At 62.4% G+C, this 17,790-nt stretch carries 17 protein-coding genes; 9 read left to right on the top strand and 8 right to left on the bottom strand.

Going from position 1 to position 17,790, the window contains the following annotated elements; genetic code table 11:
- Nucleotides 1–57: 57 nt before the first annotated feature.
- The 7 genes from BG60_RS02175 to BG60_RS02145 form a co-directional block, all read right to left on the bottom strand.
- Nucleotides 58–1,278 carry a glycoside hydrolase family 88 protein gene (locus tag BG60_RS02175; protein ID WP_235366153.1) on the bottom strand — a complete coding sequence of 407 codons (1,221 nt, stop codon included), beginning with the start codon at nt 1,276–1,278 and terminating at the stop codon, nt 58–60.
- 118 nt (nt 1,279–1,396) lie between these two features.
- On the bottom strand, nt 1,397–2,293 hold the full coding sequence (locus BG60_RS02170; protein WP_008346653.1) for a helix-turn-helix domain-containing protein: 897 nt from the start codon (nt 2,291–2,293) through the stop codon (nt 1,397–1,399).
- 134 nt (nt 2,294–2,427) lie between these two features.
- Complete coding sequence (locus BG60_RS02165) at nt 2,428–2,901, bottom strand: MaoC family dehydratase (protein WP_008346652.1); 474 nt, start codon at nt 2,899–2,901, stop codon at nt 2,428–2,430.
- On the bottom strand, nt 2,898–4,091 hold the full coding sequence (locus BG60_RS02160; protein ID WP_033535816.1) for a CaiB/BaiF CoA transferase family protein: 1,194 nt from the start codon (nt 4,089–4,091) through the stop codon (nt 2,898–2,900). The genes BG60_RS02165 and BG60_RS02160 overlap by 4 nt, the downstream gene beginning before the upstream one ends.
- Before the next feature lie 30 nt (nt 4,092–4,121).
- Nucleotides 4,122–5,285, bottom strand: a complete 1,164-nt coding sequence (locus BG60_RS02155) for an acyl-CoA dehydrogenase family protein (RefSeq protein ID WP_008346648.1) — start codon at nt 5,283–5,285, stop codon at nt 4,122–4,124.
- Nucleotides 5,282–6,094 carry an enoyl-CoA hydratase/isomerase family protein gene (locus BG60_RS02150; RefSeq protein WP_008346647.1) on the bottom strand — a complete coding sequence of 271 codons (813 nt, stop codon included), beginning with the start codon at nt 6,092–6,094 and terminating at the stop codon, nt 5,282–5,284. Before BG60_RS02150 ends, BG60_RS02155 begins: the two co-directional genes overlap by 4 nt.
- 4 nt (nt 6,095–6,098) lie before the next feature.
- The gene (locus BG60_RS02145) at nt 6,099–6,524 is read right to left on the bottom strand and encodes a MaoC family dehydratase (protein ID WP_033535795.1); all 426 of its coding nucleotides are present in this window, start codon (nt 6,522–6,524) and stop codon (nt 6,099–6,101) included.
- A 327-nt stretch (nt 6,525–6,851) separates the two neighbouring features.
- Between BG60_RS02145 and BG60_RS02140 the strand changes: the two genes are divergently transcribed.
- The 9 genes from BG60_RS02140 to BG60_RS02090 all read left to right on the top strand — a co-directional run bounded on the left by BG60_RS02140 (nt 6,852) and on the right by BG60_RS02090 (nt 16,860).
- Nucleotides 6,852–7,886 carry a TRAP transporter substrate-binding protein gene (locus BG60_RS02140; RefSeq protein ID WP_008346643.1) on the top strand — a complete coding sequence of 345 codons (1,035 nt, stop codon included), beginning with the start codon at nt 6,852–6,854 and terminating at the stop codon, nt 7,884–7,886.
- A gap of 53 nt (nt 7,887–7,939) precedes the next feature.
- Nucleotides 7,940–8,473 (top strand): TRAP transporter small permease, encoded by a 534-nt coding sequence (locus BG60_RS02135; RefSeq protein WP_008346641.1) that lies wholly within the window; start codon nt 7,940–7,942, stop codon nt 8,471–8,473.
- A gap of 10 nt (nt 8,474–8,483) precedes the next feature.
- Nucleotides 8,484–9,755: a TRAP transporter large permease gene (locus tag BG60_RS02130; RefSeq protein ID WP_008346639.1), complete on the top strand. Its 1,272-nt coding sequence runs from the start codon at nt 8,484–8,486 to the stop codon at nt 9,753–9,755.
- 221 nt (nt 9,756–9,976) lie between these two features.
- Nucleotides 9,977–10,957 (top strand): glycosyltransferase family 2 protein, encoded by a 981-nt coding sequence (locus tag BG60_RS02125; protein WP_008346637.1) that lies wholly within the window; start codon nt 9,977–9,979, stop codon nt 10,955–10,957.
- Nucleotides 10,958–11,308: 351 nt separating this feature from the next.
- Nucleotides 11,309–12,403: an FCD domain-containing protein gene (locus BG60_RS39470; protein WP_008346635.1), complete on the top strand. Its 1,095-nt coding sequence runs from the start codon at nt 11,309–11,311 to the stop codon at nt 12,401–12,403.
- 100 nt (nt 12,404–12,503) lie between these two features.
- Complete coding sequence (locus tag BG60_RS02105) at nt 12,504–13,271, top strand: SDR family oxidoreductase (protein ID WP_008346633.1); 768 nt, start codon at nt 12,504–12,506, stop codon at nt 13,269–13,271.
- Nucleotides 13,272–13,284: 13 nt separating this feature from the next.
- On the top strand, nt 13,285–14,604 hold the full coding sequence (locus tag BG60_RS02100) for an MFS transporter (RefSeq protein WP_008346630.1): 1,320 nt from the start codon (nt 13,285–13,287) through the stop codon (nt 14,602–14,604).
- A gap of 3 nt (nt 14,605–14,607) precedes the next feature.
- Entirely contained in the window at nt 14,608–15,855 is a 1,248-nt protein-coding gene (locus BG60_RS02095; RefSeq protein WP_034470177.1) for an enolase C-terminal domain-like protein, read from the top strand.
- Nucleotides 15,856–15,948: 93 nt separating this feature from the next.
- Nucleotides 15,949–16,860: a LysR family transcriptional regulator gene (locus BG60_RS02090; RefSeq protein ID WP_008346626.1), complete on the top strand. Its 912-nt coding sequence runs from the start codon at nt 15,949–15,951 to the stop codon at nt 16,858–16,860.
- Here BG60_RS02090 and BG60_RS02085 read toward each other — a convergent pair.
- Entirely contained in the window at nt 16,851–17,774 is a 924-nt protein-coding gene (locus BG60_RS02085; protein WP_008346624.1) for an SMP-30/gluconolactonase/LRE family protein, read from the bottom strand. The two genes, BG60_RS02090 and BG60_RS02085, sit on opposite strands and share 10 nt — an antisense overlap.
- Nucleotides 17,775–17,790 lie beyond the last annotated feature (16 nt).

The raw sequence follows: 17,790 nt of genomic DNA, 5'->3' as shown, positions 1-17,790 counted from the left end.
CGCGCGCGGGTTATCGATTGCGCGCGCCGCGTTGCCGGCGATGGCTTCGTGACACCCTCAGGCGAGCGCAATGCGCGTGTCGTCGAGCGGGCGCAGCTTGCCGGGATGCACGGCGCGGCATAGCGCCTCGACGAAGTAGAAGTCGCCGAACATGGTCGCACCGTCGACGCCGATATTGTGCGGCTTCGAGTAACACGAGTTATGCAGCAGCCCGTGCTGACCGTCGCGTGTGAATTCGTCGCGGCAGAGCGCTTCGAGCATCGCGAGGCCGTGGCCTTGCCATTTGCCCGCAGCGTGCGCATCGGGATGCACGCGTGCCATCTCCAGCAACGCCGACGCCACCACGGCGGCAGCGGCCGTGTCCTTGATCTCGGCGTCGCGGCCGGTCGCATCGAAGTCCCACGGCGGCACCTGACGCCCTTCGAGGCGGCGCAGGTAGTAATCGGCGAGACGCTCGGCGAGGTCCAGATAGCCGCGCTTGCCGGTTTCCCGCGCGGAGTTCACATATCCGTAGATCGCCCAGGCCTGGCCGCGGCTCCATGCGGATTCGTCGAACGCGCCCTGGAACGTGTAGCCGCGTTTGCGCGCGCCGCTCTCCACGTCGTATTCGACGGCGTGATAGGTCGAGTCGTCGACGCGCACGAAGGCGCGCGCGGTCATCTCGGCGTGTGCGTCCGCGGCGTGCCGGTAGCTGCCGTCGTCGGCGTGATTGGCGGCCCAGTAGAGCAGCGACAGATTGGCCATCGTGTCGATCGCGGAGGCGCTGCGGCCGCGCGGATCGGAGATCGGCCCCCAGGACGCGAGATAGGCGCCGCCGCGCGTGGTCACGAGCCGGGCGCGCAGCTTGTCCGCGGCTTCGAGCGCGATATCGGCGAACCACGCGTCGCCGGTGATGTGATGCCCCGGCACCGCGCTGCTATCGAAGATAAAGCCGATGTCATGCGTGTTCGGATCCTGCGCGCGCTGGCGCACGAGCAGCATGCGGGCACGCGCCCATTCGAGAAAGCGCGCCTCGCCGGTGTGCAGATACGAACTCAGCAGCAAGCCGACCCAGAAGCCGCAGAACCAGTTGCCGTGGCTCCATGCGTCGCCGTCGTAGCCCGCAGAGAGCGACGCGGGCAGACGCACCCATTGACCATCGGGACCGGTGACTTGCGGGAATTCGACGCCGAAGGTCAGCTCGTCGGAAGCGACCTTCTGCGCGGTTTTATCGAGTGTTTCGCGAAACAGCTTTGCCTGGTTCTCGCTGAGTGACAGCGGGTTCATTGCGTTCGACACGGCGTCTCCTTGAGTTCGTCATTCGCAGGACGATTCTAAGAAGCGCCCGCGCGAGCGCGTTAGGATGAAACGCATGAACTGTTGGACATTTCCGCACCGAAGCGGCGCACGACGACGCTCAGATGTGCAGCTTGTCGAGGCTGCGCCGATAGTCGATCGGCGAGCGGCCCGTGTGCTTGCGAAAGCATCGGCTGAAGTAGGCGGGATCGTCGAACGAGAGCATCGCGGCGATCTCCGCGACATTCACTTCGGAGTGCAGCAGCAGCCGTTTGGCCTCCAGCATCACGCGCTCGCGGATCAGCTTGGGCGCGGTGCTGCCGAGCGCCTGACGCGTCGCCTCGTTGAGCGCGCGCTCCGTGACGTTGAGCAGGCGCGCGTAATCGGCCGCCTCGTTGACCGAGCGAAAATGCTTTTCCAGCAGACTCTTGAAGCGGCGCGACAGCAGCACGCTGCGCGTCGCGGCGGCATCTCGCATGGCGGCGGCGTCGCACATGCGCGCGACCTTGATCAGGAAAACGTGCAAGTAGGCCCAGATCGCGTCGGTGTAGCCGACCTGTTCCGCCTGATACTCATGGCGAATGCCGTCCATCACGCGCGCCAGTTCGCGCACCTGCGCGTCGCTCAGATTGACGCACGGCGCGAGCTGCTCGAAGTTGTAGACGGGCACTTCGGTTTCGGTATGGCGGTTCTGCACGCGGAACGCGAAAAACTCCGACGAAAAGCTGAGCGAATAGCCGAGCGTGTCGGCCGAAAGATCCAGATCGTGAATCTGTCCCGGCGCCATGAAGTAGAGCGTGTTGGGACGCACGTCGTAGCGCACCGAATCGATCACATGCGAGCCGCTGCCCGCGAGCACCCACATCATGTGATAGAAGTCGTGCCGATGCGGATAGACCAGCGTCGACTTGAGCGCCTCGATCGGCGCGAGATGAAAGTCCGGCGTCTTGACGTGTGCGCCGTATTCGTAGTCCTCGATCCGGATCACCGGAACGTGACAGCAACATGCGGTATCCAACTGTCTCCTCCGTCGGCGGCGAGTGTCTTCGCGCCCGCCTGCATGCCCGCGCTGCGCGGGCAACTGCACGAGTGTAGCCGTGCCCGCGCCCGCCGGTTAACTGGCATTTACACCATGCGGCCCGCGCGGCGATGTCACGCCGCCGCGCTGCGCGCCATCAGCGCATGATCGAAGCGCAGTTCCTTCAGCGCGGAAAGTCCGCTCAGCACGACGTGCCCTTGTTGATTGCGCACGGTCGTGTCCATCACGAGAATGTGTTTCGCGGGCTTCTTTTCGACGACGCATACGCTGATCGTCACCGTATCGCCGATATACACCGGCCCCAGAAAACGCAGCTCCTGTCCGACATACACGAAGCCCGGCCCTGTCAGTTCGGTGTGCGCCGCCGACACCAGCGCGGCCGTCAACAGGCCATGCACGACGCGCCGTCCGAACGGCGAGCATTCGGCGAAGGCGTGCTGCATGTGCAGCGGGTTCAGATCGCCGGACAGGTGCCCGAACGCGTCCACTTCGGCCTCGGTGACCGTGTGCACGTTCACCTGCGTACGGCCGATCTCGACGTCGTCGAAGCGCAAGAGCGCCGGCCAGTTGTTCGGTTGTGCGCTCATGCTTCTCTCCTCGATGTCAATGCGATGCCGCGTTCGACATAGCCGTCGATTTCCTGCGGCGTGTAGCCCAGTTCCGCGAGCACTTCGCGGGTATGTTGTCCCTGTTTCGGCGGATGCCGCCGCAAGGGCGGCGCCGCGCCGTCGTAGCGCACAGGATGCGCGAGCACGCGCACCGGTCCCGCTTCCTCGTGATCGAACGACAGGATCATTTCGTTGTGCGCGACTTGCGGGTCCTGCTCCACCTGCTCGTAGTCGTTGACGGGCGCGAACCAGATATCGTGTTCCTCGAAGGTGCGCATCCAGTCCTCGGTCGTGCGCGTTTTCAGCGTGTCATAGACAAGGCGATTGATCTCGTCGCGCCTTCGCACGTTGTCCTTCGGATGCGTGAATTCGGCGAGCGCGGGACACGACAGCGCATTCGCGAGCTTCTGCGTCGGCGTGAGCGACATCGCGATATAACCGTCACGCGTCCGGTACACGCCATACGGCGCGGGATGAAAACGGCTGCCCATCGGCGGATGCGTGCGTGCCCACAACGGCCCCTTGTTCATGTAATACGTGAACGGCTCGATTTGCAGATCGAGCGCGGCGTTGAGCAGATTGCTCTCGATGCGCGTGCCGACGCCCGTGCGCTCGCGCGCCTGCAACGCGGCCACCACGCCGAATGCGGCGAGCACGGCGGCATGCTGATCGACGATGGCGGAACCGACCGGCGTGGGCGGCGATTCGGCATCGCCGGACAGCATGGTCAGTCCGCTCATCGCCTGCAAGAGCAGATCCTGGCCCGGACGTTTCAGATAAGGCCCGGACGAACCGTAGCCGGTACACGAGCAATACACGAGACGCGGATTGACTTCGTGCACCTGCGCGTAGCCGAAGCCCATCTTGTCGAGCACGCCGGGACGATAGTTCTCGACGAGCACGTCGGCTTCGCGTATCAGACGCCACACGATCTCGCGCGCGGCTTCGTCGCGCAGATCGAGCGAGATGCTGCGCTGATTGCGGTTGCCGAGCAGAAAGAACACGCTCACGCCTTCGATGAACGCGTCCGCGCCGGTCCAGCTACGTTCGAACGCGCCGCCGGGCGGTTCGACCTTGATGACATTCGCGCCGACATCGGCGAGCATCTGCACGGCGGCGGGGCCTTGCAGGAAATGCGTGAAACTCAGCACCTTGATGCCTTCCAGCATGAACATTCTCCTCTCGGTTTCAGCGCGCGATCACGCGAGCAGCGTGCGCGCGATGATCATGCGTTGTATTTCCGACGTGCCTTCGACGATCTCCAGCACCTTCGCATCGCCGAATGCGCGCGCGACGGGAAACTCGGCCATGACGCCGTAGCCGCCGTGAATCTGCAATGCCTGATGCGCGGCTTTCATCGCGTGCTCGGTGGCGAACAGCTTGGCTTGCGACGCCTGCACATCGAAGGGCGCGCCGGCATCTTTCGACGCGGCGGCGTCGTAGAGCATCAGACGCGCGGCGTGCGCATCGGCCGCCATGTCGGCGATCTTGAATTGCAGCGCCTGGAACTCGGCGATCGCGCGTCCGAACGCGCGGCGCTCCTTCATGTACGCGACCGAGCGATCCAGCGAGCCCTGCAGGATGCCGAGCGCGAGCGCGCCGATCAGAATGCGCCCCGTGCTGATCTGCGCGAGCGTCTGACGCAAGCCCGCGCCGCGTTCGCCCAGCAGTTGATCGGCGGGAATCGCGCATTGCTCGAAGAACAGTTCGTGCGTGATCGATGCGCGCCAGCCGATCTTGCGCAGCTTTCTGCCCTTGCCATAGCCGGGCGTTCCTTGCGGCACGATGAAGTTGGAGATCTCCTTGCGGCCGTCGGGTCGCGTGCCGGTGACAGCCGCGATCACGGTCGGCCCGCCGATCTCCGTACCCGAATTGCTGATGAACGTCTTCGCACCGTCGATGATCCAGCGTTCGCCGTCGAAGACCGCGCGCGTGCCGATATTCGCCGCATCGGAACCGGCGTCGGGCTCGGACAATCCGATCGCGCCGATCTGCGTGCCGTCGAGAATCGGGCGCAAGAAACGCGCTTTCTGCTGCGGCGTGCCGTAGTTGTTCAACAGGCTCGCGATGGTCGAGTTCGCCATGAGCGCATTGGCGACGGCGCAGTCCACGCGCGCGAGTTCTTCGAGCACGATCACGAACGACAGCCAGTCACCGCCACCGCCGCCGAATTCATCGGGATACGGCAAGCCCGTGAAGCCGAGTTCGCCGGCCTGCCGCCAGATCGCGTAGGGAAACGCTTCCTGCTCCCAGAGCGTCTCCGATTGCGGTGCGATTTCCTTCTCGGCGAAACGGCGCACGGCCTCGCGCATCATCGTGTGCTCTTCGCCGAGCCAGTGAGGTTGATTGAAGGTTGTCGTCATGGCGTGACCGGTGCGGTGTCGGCTCGCGCGGCGCGGCGTGCGCGTTTGCGTTCCACGAAGTGGCGCAGGCCCGCGCGCGCGCCTTCGCTCGAAAAATTCACCGCGTATTGCGCGGCCTCGAAGTCGAGTCCGGCGGACAAGGGCATGTCGCTCGCGCGATTCAGCGCGCGCTTCGCCATCTCGGCCGCGAACGGATCGTAGGAGGCGAGGGTGTCGGCCAGCGCGCGCACGGCGTCGAACAGTTTCGCGGGCGCGGCGATTTCGTGGATGAAGCCGAACGCCTCGCATTCGCGCGCGGAAAAGCGCCTGCCGCTCATCACGAAGCGTTTCGCGCACGCGAGCCCCATCTTGGCGACGGCGAGTTGCGTGCCGCCCCAGCCGGGCATGGTGTTCAGGGTGATCTCGGGAAATGCGAAGCTCGCCTCGCTCGATGCCACGATGAAGTCGCACGCGAGCGCCAGTTCGAAGCCGCCGCCGAGCGCGTAGCCGTTGACCATCGCGATGGTCGGCTTCGCGCTTTCATGCAGACGCAACAGCGCGCGCTGTCCGGCCACCATGTCGCGATAAGCAGAGACGCCGTCGAGCGACACGAGCCGCTCGATGTCGTTGCCCGCGGCGAACGCCTTTGCGCCGCTGCCGGTGAGCGCGATCACGCGCGTCGCGTCGTCGGCGAGCGCATCGGCGATTTCGGCTTCGAGCGCCGCGAGCATGTCGGGCGTGAACGCGTTGAGCTTGTCGGCGCGATTGAGCGTCAGGAGGCGCAGCGCGCCATGCTGCGACGCGAGAACGGGAAGCGTGTCGTTCGTCATGGCGTCACAGCACTTTCAGATAGGTCTTGCCCGATGCCACGACCACGCCGTCCTGGCGCGTCACGTCGGCGGCGAAGATGCACACGTTGCGCTCTTCATCCTTTTCTTCGAGCGTGAGACGCGCGCTCACCGTGTCGCCGATGAACACCGGCGCGTTAAAGGTGATGTCGTAGCGATACGATACGGCGCCGGGGCTCGGCGCTTTCGCCGCCATGTATCCCATCACCGTGGAAAGGAAGCCGACCGACAGGCAGCCCTGCGCGATGCGCTTTTCGAAGCGCGTGCCCTTCGCGTATTCCTCGTTGAGATGCACGGCGTAGAAATCGCCGACGATGCCGGCAAAGCCGTAGATATCGTATTCGGAGACGGTCTTGGCGAAATCGGCGGTGTCGCCGATTGCATAGCAATCCATATGAGGGCGTTTGGCCATGTCGATGTTTCTTCTCGGATGAGTTGGGGTTAACGCTGAACGATGCGTGCTGATGTTGCATCGCCGGCTTGGAAGTCACTTTAAAGACGCGTTACAGGCAACCGGTAGGACGGTTCGCGCGATCTTTTGGACTTTTTTGCATCGGACCCGGCGATGCGAAAGGGCAGCGTAAAAAAGTCCAAGAAATTCGACGACTGGTCCTAACGCACCCTCGCCGCGATCACAAATACTTGCGTCAACCCGCCGGCTCCGCATTCGCACCGGGCACTCGCACCGAACGATGCGGCGCACTCGCCGGGCGGTATCCATATCGAGCAAGGAGACAACATGAGTTCGCTTTTCAGAGCGCAGAGCATGCTGCGCATGGCGATGAGCGCGGCGCTCGCCGCGATGTGCGTGGCGGCGTCGTCTGGCGCGAGCGCGCAGGACAAGGTCGTGATGAAGCTCGGTCACACGCTGGCGCCGGACAATCACTATCAGTTGACCGCGCAGGTGTTCGCGAAGGAAGTCGCCGCGCGCACGCACGGTCACATCGAGATTCAACTGTTCCCGCAATCGCAGCTCGGCGGCGAAGTGCAGATGACGCAAGCGCTGCGCACCGGCACGCAGGAGTTGATGATCTCCGCGCAGGCGCCGATCGACAACACGATCAAGCAGTGGCAGATCTTCGATATGCCGTATCTCTTCTCCAGCATGGACGAGGCGAACGGCGTGCTGCAAGGCCCGGTCGGGCGTAAGTATCTCGACATGATGAAGCCGGTTAACATGATCGGCCTGACGTGGCTCGCGGTCGGCGAACGCAACCTGTTCACGACCAAACGTCCGGTCACGTCGCTCGCGGACATGAAGGACCTCAAGGTGCGCGTGATGCAGAGTCCCGGCTATATCGCGGGCTACAAGGCACTCGGCGCGAATCCGACGCCGCTCGCCTACAACCAGTTGTTTCTCGCGCTGTCGCAAGGTCTCGTCGATGGCGCCGATACTTCGCCCGAGCAGTTCGTTCAGGACAAGTTCTCCGACGTCGCCAAGCACTTCTACGTGACGCATGTGAACTATCTGCCGGTCGTGCTGGCGATGAGCAAGAGCGCGTGGGACAAGCTTTCGCCCGCCGATCAGAAGGCGTTCCAGGACTCGGCGAAGATCGCGGCGGACTTCGATCTCAAGGAGTACAAGCGCGAATACGACGCCGCGATCGCCGCGATGAAAGCGAAGGGCATTCAGGTCACGACGGTCGATACCGCGCCGTGGGCGCAAGCGACCAAGACCGCGCGCGACGAACTGATCGGCAAGATTCCGGACGGCCCGGCGCTGTATCAGGAGATCAATTCGGCCAAGCAGGCGCCGGCGGTCGCATCGAAATGACGGATGCGAACGACGGCCACCGCACAACCCAGGCACCACGGGAGGCGACACGCATGGAAAAGCTCGCGCGCGGCTTGATGTTCGTTGACGGCATCGTGCTGAAGATCAATCTGTTCGTCTGTAGCTGCCTTTTGCTCGGGGCGGTGATCGTCGCGGGGCTCGGGGTGATCTTCCGCTTCGTGCTGCACGATTCGCTGTCGTGGTCCGACGAAGTGTCGGCGTATCTGTTCGTGTGGCTGACGTGCCTCGGCGCCGCGGCCGGCGTGAAGCTGCGCGCGCATCCGGAAGTGCGCGTGCTGGCCGATCGCGTGCCGGCTGCGTTCGCGCCGCTGCTCAAGGACTTCACCGACTGCGCGATCCTGGCGCTCGGCGCGGTGTTCGTCTTGTACGGCACGGACATGCTCGCGCTGATGGGCACCGAAACCGCCGCGTCGATTCCGATCTCGATGGTCTATCCGTATCTCTCGATTCCGGTGTGCGGCGCGCTGCTCGCGTTTCATTCGCTGGTGCGGATCGCGGTCTCGCATCTCGCGCCGCAGACGCAGACCGACGCCACGCTCGTCGAGGGCGTGTCCGAACATCTCTAGGAAAAACATCATGTGGGCAATCGCATTTGGAGCAGGGCTGCTCGGGCTCGGCGTGCCGGTGGCCATCTGCATCGGCATTGCGGCGACGCTCGCGCTGTCGATCAACGGCACGTCGCTGCTCGTGATTCCGCAGCAGCTTTTTTCGAACCTCAACAACGTCGGCCTGCTCGCCATTCCGTTCTTCATGCTGACGGGCGCGATCATGGATTCGGGCGGCGTGTCGAAGCGCATCATCGAATTTTCGCAGGCACTGGTGGGCTTCATGCGCGGCGGCATCGGTCAGGTGACGATCGTTGCGAGCATGTTCTTCGCGGACCTTTCCGGCTCGGCGACGGCCGACACGGCAGCCATCGGCTCGGTGATGATTCCCGGCATGGTGAAGAAGGGCTATAACCGCGCGTTCGCGGTGGCGTTGCAATCGGCGGCGGGCTCGCTCGGGCTGCTCTCGCCCGTGTCGATGAGCATGCTCGTCTATGCCTATACGGCCAACGTGTCGGTCGGCACGATGTTCATCGCCGGCATCATTCCGATGCTGCTGGTGGTCGCGTCGTTCATGATCGTCAATTACGTGACCGCGGTGAAGAAGGGCTACAGCGCCGTCGAGCCGTTCGATGGGCGCAAGCTGTGGACGACCTTCCGCGAAGCGTTCTGGGCGCTGCTCACGCCGGTCATCATTCTGGGCGGCATCCTCGGCGGCATCTTCACGCCGGTGGAGGCGGGCGTGGTCGCGGCCGTCTATGTGACGCTGGTGAGCGCGTTTATCTTTCGGACGCTGAAGCTCTCGCATTTCAAGGACATTCTGGTGCGAACTTCAGTGAACACCACGCGTGTCTCGTTCCTGCTCGGGCTCGCGTTCGTGCTTGGGCGCTATCTGATCGAAGCGCAGATTCCGCTGCACGTCGCGAATAGTTTTCTCGCGATCACCACGAGCGCGATCGTGCTGCTGATCCTCATCAACCTGTTTCTCATCGCCGCGCATACCGTGCTGGAAACGATCTCGAGCATTGCCGTCGTGATTCCGGTGTTCCTGCCGCTCGTCGTGCAGATGCACATCGATCCGGTCGTGTTCGGCGTGATCGTGCTGATCAACTCGGCCATCGGCATCAATCTGCCGCCGATAGGTTTCTGTCTCTTCACGGCGGCTTCGATCGGCGGCGTGTCGGTAGAGAAGGCGACACGCGCGATTCTTCCCTTCATCTTCGCGCTGGTGATCGACCTGCTGCTGATCATCTTCTTCCCGCATATCCCGCAGTTTTTGCCGCATTTGCTGGGGGCGAAGTAAGCGAGCATTTGCCCTTCATCGGATAAGAAGGGCGCGAAAGCGCCCTTTTTCACATCATGCGCGCGCGTGGTGCAGGCGACTTCTCGGCACGTGAGACGTTCGAGCCTCCGATCTGTCTTCGCCCAAAGCCGCACATTCACGCCGCTCATCGGGTAAACTCCTCTGGCACTAGTCGTTTTCCTGAATAAAGCACTCACGTGCAGTTATAGGGACGAAACTTCATGTCAGAACCGCCGAAAATCAGTGTGCTGGTGCCCGTGTACAAAGTCGAGCCGTATATCGAAGAATGCCTCGACTCACTACTGTCGCAGACTTCCACCGATTTCGAAATCATCGCCGTCGACGACAGCAGTCCTGACCGCTCCGGGGAAATGACCTTACGCATCCTCGAACAGCAAAGCAGAATTCGCTGGAAGTTCATCAAAAACGCTGAAAACAAGGGGCTCGCAGAGACTCGCAGGATTGCGGCACTCGCCGCGAGCGGCGAATATGTGCTCTGCGTGGACAGCGATGACCACGTTCATCACGATCTCATACGCCGGGTCGCCGAAGAAGCGGAGAAGCTCAATGCGGACATCGTAATTTTTGCCGCCGAGAATATTAGCCCGGACGGCAAGATCAATTATCGCGTCGAAGCCGGCGATACCGTCATGAGCGGTGTTGAAGCCGTAGAGAAAATTCTCGACTTGACGTTGCAGGCGTATTGCTTCAACAAGTTAGTACGCCGCTCGATCTTCCTCGCGATCGAGCATCCGACGGGGCTGATCTACGAGGATATTTGTGTTTCGGTCCAGACGCTCGGTAAAGCCAGCGTCGTTCGTCTCATGCCTGATACCTTGTATTCGTACATGTATCGCGAATCGGGCATCTCGACACGATTCAATCCGAAGATCATTGACATCTTTGCGATCATGGATCGGGTAGAGAAGAGCACGGCGTCCATGCCGATAAGAAATTACCGGAAGCTTTTCTTCAGGCTGAAATATGTCTATGGCTTTCGGACCATCGCGTTTCAGGCAGCGATCAAGGCGCCGACGTATCGGTCAGCCGAGCCTATTCTGGATAGCGTCGCGCAGAGGCTTCGTCTCAGGCACTTGCTCGGCATGGTTTCGGACCATCGGCCGAAGCTGTCGCTGGTCATGGCGATGCTGAAGATTCATCCGTGGATCTTCTATCGTTTCGTGCGACGATTCGGGCACTAGGCGGCGGATCGATCTCGCAGGGCCGTGCGAGCGTCGCTGCTCATCCCGGTTTTCTTCATGGCGCCTCGGCGGTGTGTGCGGCAGCTTTCGTCTGCCGCCTTTCTAACTGACTTTACATAAGCTTTATTATCAGAGTTTTAAGTGTAGGTCCCAAGTTCAAATGTCGTCCTTGAGCAAAGTACATATGCCACACCTGCAGCGTTTCGAGTTCAAGTTGATCTGTCTTCACCCTATACGCAAGGATGACCTGACTGTATCCACGACTGATGGCGTCGAGCGCGTTGCGAACGTATTGTGAGTCCATCGCGCGGCAGGAGCGCGCCTGAATTTCAGCCCGGAGACAAAGCCGACATGGACAAGCTCTTCAGCATGCGTGTGTTCTCGCGCGTCGCCGAGACCGGCAGTTTCAGCGGCGTCGCGAAAAGCATGGATTGCAGCGTCGGAATCGTCTCACGCGCGGTCGTTTCGCTCGAAGACAGCTTGCGCACGCGGCTCTTGCAGCGCACCACCCGCCGCGTGTCCCTCACCGATAGCGGCGAACGTTACTACCAGAAGTGCAAGGAGATCCTCGCTCAGATCGACAGCGCCGAAGCCGAGGCAAGCGACGCCGCCACCGTCCCGCGTGGACGCCTGCGCGTGCATGCTTCGCCGGACCTGGGTCTCGCGCAGTTGATGTCGGCCGTGGTGGAATACCGGCGCGCGCATCCGCAGGTGAGTGTCGATCTGAAGTTGCTGCCGGGCATCCCGGATCTCGTGCACCAACAGTTCGACGTCTCGGTGCTGGCGGCGGCGGCGCTCCCCGATTCGGGCAACGCGTACAGGATCGTCGGGCGCTTCGAGCGTGTGCTCGTCGCCGCGCCCGGCTATCTCAGGCGTCACGCGGTGGAATCCCTCGGCGATTTGTCGACGCACGCGCGCACGCGCATCAGCGCGCCTTTCGGACACCCGTGCGACTGGCACTCGGAATTCGCCACGGACTCAGGCAGCAGAGCCGAACAACTGCCAGTGCGAGCGCGGCAACACGCGACCACGCCCGAACGCGAGCCGAATGCCGCGAAGCTCGCGGCGAAGCGCGCGACGCCTGAGGACCGCATCGCGTTGCGTCGCGCATTCAAGGCGATGGAGCGCGCCGTTGCAGGACAAGGCGAATACGTGCCGGCGGACCTCGCGTTCCACGGTGCGATTCTCACGGCATGCCACAACCAGTTTGTTCAGCAGATGCAAAACGCGCTCTCCGCAATTCTGCGCACGAGCTTTGAGTTGAGCTCGGAGATCGAGGGCGGCCCCGCCCGCTCGCTGCCGATGCACGAAGCGTTGTGCATCGCGATCGAACAAGGCGACGCACATGCGGCGGAGCAAGCCGTGCTCACGCTGATCGAACGCGCGGAAAAGGACTTCGACGATCGCGCGGCGCTTGCCCGCACCGTGAACGACACGCCTTCATAGCAATACATCATCGTTTGGCAACCAGGAACGCAGCCTCGCCAAAGAGGCTGCGCGGACGCGCTCGCGTCGACGTTTCGACCGCATCACATAAGGAACACGCATGAACAAGTTGTTCGATCTCAATGGCCGAACGGCCCTCGTCACGGGTTCGGCACGCGGCATTGGCTACGCGCTCGTGGAAGGACTGGCGAGGGCGGGTGCGCGCGTTATCGTCAACGGCACGAAAGCCGAAACCGTCGATGCCGCTGTCGGCCGTCTGCAGGCACAAGGCTTCGACGCACGCGGCCGCGCATTCGACGTCACCGATGAAGCGTCGGTTGCCGCTGCGTTCGCCGCGTGGGATGCGGAGGGCATCGAAGTGGATATCGTCGTGAATAACGCGGGCATTCAGTTCCGCAAGCCGATGATCGAGCTCGCGCTCGCCGACTGGCAACGCGTGATCGATACCAATCTGACGAGCGCATTCATCGTCGCGAAGGAAGCCGCGCGTCGCATGATCGAGCGCAAGCGCGGCGGCAAGATCATCAACATCGGTTCGCTTACGAGCGAAGGCGCGCGCGCGACCGTTGCGCCTTACACGGCCGCAAAAGGCGGCATCAAGATGCTCACGCGCGCCATGAGCGCCGAATGGGCGTCATTCGATATTCAGGCGAACGCGATCGGCCCCGGCTACATCCTGACGGACATGAACCAGGCGCTCGTGGATAACGCGGACTTCGACAAGTGGGTCAAGAACAGCAATCCGTCGCAACGCTGGGGCAAACCGGAAGAGCTCGTCGGTACGGCGGTGTACCTCGCGTCGGCTGCATCGAGCTATGTGAACGGGCAAATCATTTACGTCGATGGCGGCTGGCTCGCCGTACTCTGACATCGGAGACATCATGGACAACATCAAAACGGTCGCACCGCAAAGATGGTGGCATCTCATGCCGATCATCTTCATCACGTACAGCCTCGCTTATCTGGATCGCGCGAACTACGGCTTTGCGGCGGCCGCGGGCATCGACAAGGATCTGGGCATCACGTCGGCGACCTCGTCGCTGATCGGCTCGCTGTTCTTCCTCGGATACTGCCTGTTTCAAGTGCCCGGCGCGATCTACGCACAGAAGAACAGCGTCAAGAAGCTGATCTTCGCGAGCCTCATCTTGTGGGGCCTATGCGCCGCCGCGACCGGCATGGTGAGCAACATTCCGACGTTGATGGCGCTGCGCTTCATCCTCGGCATCGTCGAAGCGGCGGTGATGCCGTCCATGCTCATGTACATCAGCCGATGGTTCACGCGCACGGAACGCTCACGCGCGAATACGTTCCTCATTCTCGGCAATCCGGTCACGGTGTTGTGGATGTCGATCGTGTCGGGCTATCTCATTCGCAACTTCGGCTGGCGCGAAATGTTCGTGATCGAAGGCGTGCCCGCGATTCTGTGGGCCATCGTGTGGTGGTTCACGGTAAAGGATCGTCCCGCCGATGCCCCTTGGATGAGCGACAAGGAGAAAGCCGATTTCGATGCCATCCTCAAGTCCGAGCAGGCGCATATCGCGCCGGTGCGGGACTACAAGGCGGCGTTCCGTTCGTCCATCGTGCTCAAGTGCTGCGCCATTCACGCGTTGTGGAGTATCGGCGTGTACGGCTTCATCATGTGGCTGCCGTCGATTCTGAAGTCGGCGTCGAAAACGATCGATATCGTCTCGGTCGGCTGGCTCTCCGCCGTGCCGTATCTCGCGGCCATCGTTTTGATGCTGCTCGCATCGTATCTGTCCGATAAAACGCGCAATCGAAAGCTCTTCGTGTGGCCGTTATTGTTGATCGGCACGGTCGCGTTCGTGGGTTCGTATCTCGTCGGCACGTCGAATTTCTGGCTGTCGTTCACGTTGCTCGTGATCGCGGGCGCCACGATGTACGCGCCTTACGGACCGTTCTTCGCGCTCGTCCCCGAGCTGATTCCGAGCAATGTGCTCGGCGGCGCGATCGGTCTCATCAACGCGTGCGGTGCGCTCGGCGCCTTCCTCGGCGCGTGGCTCGTCGGCTATCTGAACGGTGCGACGGGCAGTCCTTCCGCATCGTATGTGTTCATGGCCGCGGCGCTGCTCGCGTCGGTCGTCCTCATGATGCTGGTGCCCGCGCAGACCGGCCAGCGCTCGACACCCAAGGGAGGCACGGGCAGCAAGTCCGATTCCGTGACTTCGCTTCTCGTGAAATAACTCATGGCAACGCTCATCACCGACGTCAAGGTCATCCTGACCGCGCCTGAAGGCATCAATCTCATCGTCGTCAGGGTCGAGACGAATCAGCCCGGCTTGTATGGGCTCGGCTGCGCGACCTTCGCGTACCGGCATCTCGCGGTCAAGTGCCTGATCGAAGAATACATGCGGCCCTTGCTGATCGGGCGCGATGCCGAGGCGATCGAAGAGCTCTGGCAATTGATGCATCAGAACGCGTACTGGCGCAATGGACCGATCGAAAACAACGGGATCTCGGGCATCGATATGGCGTTGTGGGACATCAAGGGCAAGCAGGCGAACATGCCGCTGTATCAGTTGTTCGGCGGCAAGGTGCGCGAAGGCGTGCCGATCTATCGTCATGCGGATGGCCGCGATCTCAACGAACTCTGCGACAACATTCAGCGATATCGCGAGCAGGGCATCACGCATGTTCGCTGTCAAAGCGGCGGATACGGCGGCGGCGCATTCGGCCGCGCGCCATCGAATGCGCCGGAAGGCGCTGCGGACGGCATTTACCTCGACAGCCGCAAGTACATTCGCGACACGCTCAAGCTGTTCGATGGCATCCGCAGCAAGATCGGCTTCGATGTCGCGTTGTGCCACGACGTGCATGAGCGTCTGAAGCCGGTGGAGGCGATTCGCTTCGCGCGCGAGCTCGAGCCTTTCGAGTTGTTCTTTCTCGAAGATGCGATCGCGCTCGAAGAAGGCGAATGGATGCGCCAGTTGCGCGAGAAAACCACGACGCCGCTGGCGCAAGGCGAGCTATTCAACAATCCGTATGAATGGCGCTTTCTGATTACGGAGCGGTTGATCGACTTCATTCGCGTGCATCTGAGTCAGATCGGCGGCATCACCGCGGCGCGAAAACTGCAGATCTTCGCCGAGCAATTCGGCGTGCGGACAGCCTGGCATGGTCCGGGCGACATGTCGCCGCTCGCGCACGCAGCGAACATTCATATCGACCTTGCGTCGCGTAATTTCGGCGTGCAGGAATGGTCGGGCACCGAGCCGCCGAACTTCGTGATTCAGGAACTGAAAGGTCCGCGTGAGGCACTGCTCGATGTGTTCCCGGGACTTCCTCAGTTTCGCAACGGCTTCGTTCATGCCAACGAAAAGCCGGGCTTGGGCGTCGATCTCGATGAGCGTGAAGCGGCGAAGTATCCGTGCGAGCGTAACGTCACGCTATGGACGCAGACGCGCTTGATGGACGGCGGGTTGCAGACACCCTGACGGCTGCGCTCGATTGACTTCCTGCCGGCTCCATGGCTATTCTCGCGTCATGAAAACGTCGCGGCGCGAGCGATCGCGTCCCCGGAGATTCACTTGCGCTTCGACCTCCAATCGCTGAAGCTTTTCGTCGCCGTCTGCGAACACGGCAGCATCGCGCGGGCTGCGGAATTCGAGAACATCGCGGCTTCGGCGCTCAGCAAGCGCATGTCGCAGCTCGAAGACATCCTCAAGACGGCGTTGTTCGTGCGTAGCAACAAGGGGCTGGAATTGACCGTCGCGGCGGCAGCACTGCTGCAACACGCACGGACGCTGCTGCGCGACATCCAGCAGATGGAAAGCGAATTGCTCGACCACGCGGAAGGCGTTCGCGGTCAGATCCGGCTACACGCCAGCCTCTCCACCATCGTCCAGTACATCGCCAAGGATATCCGCGATTTCCTGGATCTCCATCCAGCTTTGCGCATCGACCTTCAGGAGAGCCTGAGCCCTGCTGTCGTGCGCGCCGTTTCCGAAAACACTGCCGATATCGGCGTATTCGGCGGCACCACGGTAACTGCCGGCCTGCAGGTCTATCCGTACCGAAGCGACCGCCTCGTGGTCATCATGCCGCCCGATCATCCGCTGGGCCGTGCCGGCCGTCTCAAGTTTCGCGAGGTGGCGCGATATCCGCTCGTGGGGCCTCAGGAAGGAAGCTATCTGAATTCGCTGGTGTTGCGCGCGGCGGCAGACCTCGACCATCCGCTCAAGCTGTCTATCCGGGTCAATGGCTTCGAGCCGGTGCGCAGCATGGTCGAAGCGCGCCTTGGCGTGGGACTCGTGCCCGAGCATCACGCCGAGCGCTACGTCAGCTCGGCGCCGCTGGTTGCTGTCCTGCTGGACGAACCGTGGGCCGAGCGGCACTGGAAAATCTGCGTGCGTGAGGCGGAGTCTCTTCCCGCACCCGTCCAGCTCTTCCTCAAACACCTGCTCGCAAGCGCGCAGCAGCAGCCCGGCAATCACGAATAAGCTAGCCTCAATCCGGGTTCCGGCCACGACAGCACACCCAGACGCCCGGTGCCGGACATCGTGACATACGCTGTCTTCATGTCGGCGCCTCCGAAGCAGATGTTCGTCACCATGCCGTCGGGGACCATGACTTGCCGCATCACCTCGCCGGTCGGCGCGACCACGGTGATGCAACCCGTGACGAGCGTCGCTACGCAAATGTTTCCTGCCGCGTCCACGGCCAGGCTGTCGAATCGCTGGTAGCCCGGAAGCCCGCACACGAGACGTCCGCCGTGCGGCGATGGATACGGATGCTTGCGCGCCCGGCCGGGTTCCTCCAGGTCGAACGCCCATAAGCGCGCCGTTTCTGTTTCGGCGACGTAGACCACGCGATCGTCGGGCGACAGACCGACGCCGTTCGCGGTAGTAAGCGGATACGCGACTTCGACGATCATCGACCCGTCGGCTCGCGCGTAATAAAGACCCGCGTGATCGCGATCGCGCAGCCGGTTCTTGCCGAAATCAGTGAAGTAAAAGCCGCCTTCGTGGTCGAACACGATGTCGTTCGGCCCGCACAGCGGATGATCGCCGCAGCGCTCGTAGAGCGTCGTCAGCGTGCCCGTGCGCGGGTCGAACCGTTCGATCCGCCCACTCGTATAGCCTGGATGGATACCCGGCCGAGTGCGATTGAGCCCGGCAACGGTACGGAACAGGAATCCCCCGTTGTTGCAGATGTAGAAAGCGCCGTCCGGACCCACAGCGAGACCGTTCGGCCCTCCGCCTGTTTCCGCAACGACGCTCACGCTGCCGTCGACGGATACGCGGCTGATCGTCTCGCGCTCGATTTCGACCAGCACGACCGAGCCATCGGCCATCGCCACCGGTCCCTCGGGGAACATCAGGCCCTCCGCCAGGATGCGGATGTCGCTCTCCATGTCTGGTCTCCTCGGT

The organism is Caballeronia zhejiangensis, from assembly GCF_000698575.1.
Taxonomy (GTDB): Bacteria; Pseudomonadota; Gammaproteobacteria; order Burkholderiales; family Burkholderiaceae; genus Caballeronia; species Caballeronia zhejiangensis.
Note: the sequence above shows the minus strand (reverse complement) of the source record. Positions and strands in the feature narration are given on the sequence as shown.